The organism is Streptomyces sp. ISL-66, from assembly GCF_018614135.1.
Taxonomy (GTDB): Bacteria; Actinomycetota; Actinomycetes; order Streptomycetales; family Streptomycetaceae; genus Streptomyces.
In genome coordinates this window covers 1-5,099 of the sequence record NZ_JAGGOW010000227.1, presented here as the reverse complement: position 1 = coordinate 5,099, position 5,099 = coordinate 1, and the positions used below count along the sequence as shown (strand labels likewise).

The 5,099-nt window shown below is 68.8% G+C and carries 4 protein-coding genes; 1 reads left to right on the top strand and 3 read right to left on the bottom strand.

Annotation, left to right across the window (positions count from 1 at the left end):
* Nucleotides 1–1,195 precede the first annotated feature (1,195 nt).
* Nucleotides 1,196–1,609, top strand: coding sequence for a hypothetical protein (locus J7E97_RS34105; protein ID WP_215035303.1), 414 nt, complete (start codon nt 1,196–1,198; stop codon nt 1,607–1,609).
* A gap of 242 nt (nt 1,610–1,851) precedes the next feature.
* On the opposite strand, the gene J7E97_RS34100 is transcribed toward J7E97_RS34105, so the two are convergent.
* From J7E97_RS34100 to J7E97_RS34090, 3 genes are all read right to left on the bottom strand, one after another.
* The gene (locus tag J7E97_RS34100; protein WP_215035301.1) at nt 1,852–2,694 is read right to left on the bottom strand and encodes an alpha/beta fold hydrolase; all 843 of its coding nucleotides are present in this window, start codon (nt 2,692–2,694) and stop codon (nt 1,852–1,854) included.
* Between the two features lie 432 nt (nt 2,695–3,126).
* The gene (locus J7E97_RS34095; protein ID WP_251055613.1) at nt 3,127–3,684 is read right to left on the bottom strand and encodes a DUF6461 domain-containing protein; all 558 of its coding nucleotides are present in this window, start codon (nt 3,682–3,684) and stop codon (nt 3,127–3,129) included.
* Nucleotides 3,685–3,932: 248 nt separating this feature from the next.
* Nucleotides 3,933–4,925 (bottom strand): HEAT repeat domain-containing protein, encoded by a 993-nt coding sequence (locus J7E97_RS34090; protein ID WP_215035299.1) that lies wholly within the window; start codon nt 4,923–4,925, stop codon nt 3,933–3,935.
* Nucleotides 4,926–5,099 lie beyond the last annotated feature (174 nt).

Sequence of the window (5,099 nt, the reverse complement as noted above, 5' to 3'; positions counted from 1 at the left end):
CCGGGCGCTTCCTTCGTTCTTGTGTCTCCGACTCTATCAGACTCTTTCGCGTCCGATTCCCAGTCAGCGGGTTTCGCTTTCCAGTTCTTCGCTTTCGCGTTTCCCTTTCCGGCGAGTCCGACTCTATCAGAAGATTTCCACCGGATTTCCCGGCTTTAGATTCCTGGATGAGGAGTCGAGGGTGCCCACTCGGAATTGCTTCTTCGGGGGCTCGTTGCCGAACTTGTCCAGTTCCAGGCAACCGTTTGACTCTACATGAGGCCCCCCGCACCGTCAAAATCGCATGCGCCCACGGCCCAGCCCAGCTGCGGCTAGTAGCTAGGTCCCGCCGCACACCATCGCGAAGAGGACACCGGCCCGCCGCCAGACGAGGCAGAGCAGGGGCACCGGCCCCCGATCGCCACAGCCGACCGGGCCGTGCCTGCTCTCCCCTATTAATACGGCTGATAGCCCCAAGGGAGCCGGCGTCAGGACCGGAGCCCTACATCCTGCTCGAGGTCGGCGACGGCAGCACCTTGGGCCGACCAGCGCCAGCACACCGCCATCGCCTCCTGGCAGCGGGCGAACGCGTTCTTCGCCGGGCACGGGATCACCGTCCAACGCCCGGCGGCCCATCGATCTCCTGCCCGACCGCACCGCTGACACGGTGGCCGCCTGGCCCGCCGCCCATCCCGGCATCAAGGCCATCTGTCGGGATCGATGCAGCAGGTCCTGCCAGGCCGCCGCCCGCACGGCGCTCGACGCGATCCAGGTCGCAGGCCGATGGCATCCTTCTCGCTCAGCCGCCATGAACATCAGAAGGGCAGCTCGACGTCGTATGCGTCGGTGGGGTCCGTCAGCGCGAGCGAGGCGGCAGGCCACTCACCTGGGATCGAGGCGAGAGCGTGTTGAAGATCAGCCTCTCTCCGTCCGATCACGACCAGGTCCATGCCCACGAGTCCGGGTTCGAGTCGCAGGACCGAGCCAGGCGAGGAAAACCACCGCACGGCCGGTCCATCGGCTCGGACCATGCCGGGTGCGGCGGCAGCGGAACCGGTGCGAACTGGGCCTCCACGACGGCAACTACCGCACTTGGTGCCCGACACGCACGTCCTTCTGGCCCGCCTGACCTAGCCATGACAGCTTCGCTCAGGACCATCTCCACACAAGCCGGCGAGACACGGTCCAGGAACGAGCACGTCGTGAGCTGCGGCAGATGATCGGAGAACAGAGCCACCGGCGGGTCTCCCCTCGACAGTTCGGTCAGACGCACACCCCAGCCCGCACCACCCTGGTTCTCGCCGCGGAAGACCAGAACCCGACCAGAAGGATCGAGGAGCAGCTGATCCGGCTCAAGGAGGGGATCCTGCCGCGCAACGAGGTCACGGCGTCGGCCGAACAACCCGTACGCCTCCCGCAGAGCAACCTGCAGCGGAAGACCCAGCCGCTCCTCCGCCTGCTTCACCTCATCGACGGAGAACCCATCAGTCGAGGTCAAAGGGGCGGCCCAGGATGCTGCGAACTCTCTAACGAAATCCCGGGCACCCGCTCGGCCTGGGCAACCGCCGGCCAGTGCCTGAGCCACATCGAGCCCGTCATTCATCCGGCTGACCCCACGCAGCCGTCGTGACACCACCATCCACCGGCTCATATCCGCCACAGCCTTGGATGTCCTCATCCGTGTGCTCGGTGGTTTCCCCAAACCTGCTCAGTTGCTCTCCCCACCGGGAGACGGCACGGAGGTCCGCGGCCCCGATCACCGGCGGGAAGGGCAAGGCTTCGGAGGCGGTCTGCGGCGACACCCTCCAGATGAGCGGCCGTCGCAGGATAGGGCGGAAGCCCACGCAGTACCGGCGGGCGTGGGCTCAACCGTCAGGCGCCGGCACGGGCGCGGGCGAAGGCGCGTAGGTCGTCGTTGAGGCGGTCCGCGTGGGTCGCGAACAGTCCGTGACCCGCGTACGCGTACACGTGCAGCTCCGCCCCCGGGATGAGGTCGGCCGCGCGGCGGCCCGTGAGGGCGAGGGGGGCGGAGGCGTCGTCCGATCCGTGGATGACGAGGACCGGGCAGTCGATCTTCACTAGCTCCGGGACAAGGTTCAGGGAGGGGAGGAGGTCCCCCAGGGCGTTGGCGGCGCGCGCCGTTGCCCCGTGGCAGCGGTCCACCATGTACGCCACGTACGCGTCGGACACCTTCGGGCCGGGCAGGTGGCGGGCGAAGAACGCGTTGGCGCCGTCGGCGAAGAACTTTGCCCGGTCCTGCCGGAAGGTCGCGTTGAATCCGCGGATCAGCTCCGGGTCGAGTCCCTCCGGGTGGTCCGTGGAGCGGGCCGGCCCGGGGGCGATTGCGCCGACGAGCGCGACGCGCGCCACCCGGTCGGTACCGCGAAGGGTCAGGTACCGGACCACCTCGACCGCGCCGATCGAATGCCCGACCAAGGTGACGTCGCGCAGGTCCAGCTGATCCAGCAGCGAGCCAAGATCCCGGGCGAGGGTGTCGAGGTCGAAGCCGCCCCAGACGTCCTCGGACCTGCCGTGTCCCCTGCGGTCGAAGCCCACACAGCGGAAACCTCCGGCCGCCAGCGGCAGCATCTGGTACTCCCACATCTCGGTACCGAAGTAGGAGCCGTTAAGGAAGACGATGACGGGGCCGTCCGAGGGGCCGTAGTCGACGAAGTGGAGGCGGGTGCGGTCGGTGGCGGACTCGAAGTACGGCATGACGCGGTTCCTCCAGAGAGTGGCTGCCAGGGGCTGTCCCGCACGACGACCATCCTGGCCTCGGGCCCCGCGGCGGTCGATTACCTCCAGGGTCATGCGGTGCGGGCGGGCCCAGCAGGGTCGGTCACCGGATCGTGGTGGGCCCCACGTCCCGGTGCGTGCAATTGATTCCCTTGCTACACAGCACTGAGGTGGTCCAAAACCTGGGCGCACGGCTGGTTATGGGCACGACCGCGGGCACTTGGCGGACTCCCTGCCGTCGCGGTACGGGTTGCCCGGGGTGCCTTCGGTCACCCGACCGGAGCTGGCCGCGGTCCGGCGGTGCGTGAATCAGTCCCCGAACTGCCCCCGTACCCCCGCAGGTCGACGCCGTTGCAGCCGCTGCTTGACAGCCCTCTTAACCGGACTTGGACAGCCCAGTCGCGTGAGGAGTCACTCCGGCAAAGGGGCCAACCGGCCGCTCATACGCGGATCGTCTACCTCTCCCGGATGCGTCAGCCGGATACCGAAGGCGTTCTCGACGAGTGACAGGACGCCATAGAGAGGGGGCCACTCGCCAGGGACGAGCCCCAGCGGCCGCATGTGCTCGTCGAGCCGTGTCGGGTCCTGCCCGGTCAGCTCGATCTCCTGGAGCGTGTGAAAGTCGACGATGACGTCGCCGTCGACCGCGTACTTGAACCAGTACATCGGCTTCTCGTTGTAATGCAGGGCAACGGCCTCCGTGCCGACGGACACGGCGCTCAGGATCTGTTCCTCGAGCCCGTGCACACCACCCTGTTCCCATGCCCACGTCCACGAGGCATCGATGCCCGTGGTGACGACCGGTTCCTCATCGTCGAGAAGGTCGTCGCCGAAGTCGTCCGACAGATCTATGCCGTCGCGAAGTGCGAGGGTCCCCTGGTCAACGCCCATGCGGGTGAGCAGCTCGAGAGGGCTCAGACCCCGCACAAAGGTCAACGTGTAGATCGGAAAGTCGCCCACTCGGAACATCTCCAGGCCACGTTCTGCGTGTTCACTCGTCAGGACCGACCCGTCGCCAGCAAGCGAGAACGCTACTGCCGTCTCGAACTCCTCGCTCCGGTAAGGACAGCAGGCCTCACCAGGATCGGCGTCGGCCGCGTCCCGCGAGGTGTCCCGTGGAAGGGGGGAACCGCGCGAGGACCCGTCCAGCCGAGGTGGGCCGGCAGGCGATCGCCGTGCCCGGTGTGGCCGGCCACCGTGGCAGGGAGGTGTGGGGGCTATCGGCTTCGGTCGGCGTCCCGCATCACGAGCTGCGCAGCGCGCGAGGGGTCGCCGTCCGCGCGGGCGAGCAGTGCTTCCACGTCATAGCTCGAGGAGCCGGCTGTGCCGAAGAGGCCGAGGGTCAGGTCCGGGCCGAAGAGCTCGCGGTAGAGCGCGGCATCCAGCCGGGGGCGGAGGCGGTACAGGGCCGATATCAATTCCCCTGCGGACGCCTCCAGATGGGCGCGTGCCACCGGATCGCACGCCCTCACGGCAGCCGTCACCCCCGCCGCGTCGGGCTCGTACGCCAGCAGGCTGGGCAGCAGCTCGGGAACTCCCATGATCTGGGCCGCCGCGAACGTGTGGACGTGAGCTCCCTGGGGGTTCCCGAGCAGTTCCACCAGCAGCGGTACCGCGCGCGGGTCGTGCCGGCGGGCGAGCCCGCGGATGCCTTCCTCCCGGGCGTCGGCGTGGTCGTCCGCCGTCCGCTCCCACAAGGCCGCGCGGATCGCGGGCCCGTCCACCTCGGCCTGGAACCCCAGCACGAAGGTCGCCCAGCTCCGGACCTCCGGGTCCTCATCCCGAGTCAGCGCGGTGAGCGCACGGACGTCCGCTCCGTCCGGCCGGCCCGTGATGACCCCGGTGAACGAGGACGCCACCTCCTGGCGGACCCCGGCGTCGGGATGTCCGGCGAGGGCGACCAGGACGGGCACGGCGCGCGCGTCCCCCGTGCTCCCGATCGCGCGCGCCAGGGACCGCAGCACGCACCGCTCGGTCTCCCGCTCGGCCAGGGCGGCCAACGCGCCGGCCGTCTCGCCGCGCACCGCCTCGTGCCGTTCGCTCGCCTCGCCCAACAGGTCGCAGCCGACCTCGCGCTCGAACACCCCACCGGAACCGATCAGTTCCAGACCGCCCCGCAAGGCCCCCACTCCGTCGGCACCCGCCCGCCCCAGCAGCACCCGGTACTCGTCCCAGCCACCCGTCTCCCGCGCAGCACGTGCTGCCGCCACCGCCCGACGCACCGGTTCCGCCACCCCGCCCGATTCCATCCCCGCATTCTGGTGGATGTTCCGGGCTAGGTCCTGTTTGGAGTTCAGATCATGGGTGTGGTGCGATGCTGCGGAGCCAGAGCATCGCACCACACAGATGCAGGCCGGCCTCGTAGCTCTCTGGTGTCTTGTCGA

What these genes read in the sequence shown, in the direction of transcription:
- J7E97_RS34105 (WP_215035303.1), top strand. Translation starts at nt 1,196, where the DNA reads ATGATCGGAGAACAGAGCCACCGGCGGGTCTCCCCTCGACAGTTCGGT.
- J7E97_RS34100 (WP_215035301.1), bottom strand. Translation starts at nt 2,694, where the DNA reads ATGCCGTACTTCGAGTCCGCCACCGACCGCACCCGCCTCCACTTCGTC.
- J7E97_RS34095 (WP_251055613.1), bottom strand. Translation starts at nt 3,684, where the DNA reads ATGTTCCGAGTGGGCGACTTTCCGATCTACACGTTGACCTTTGTGCGG.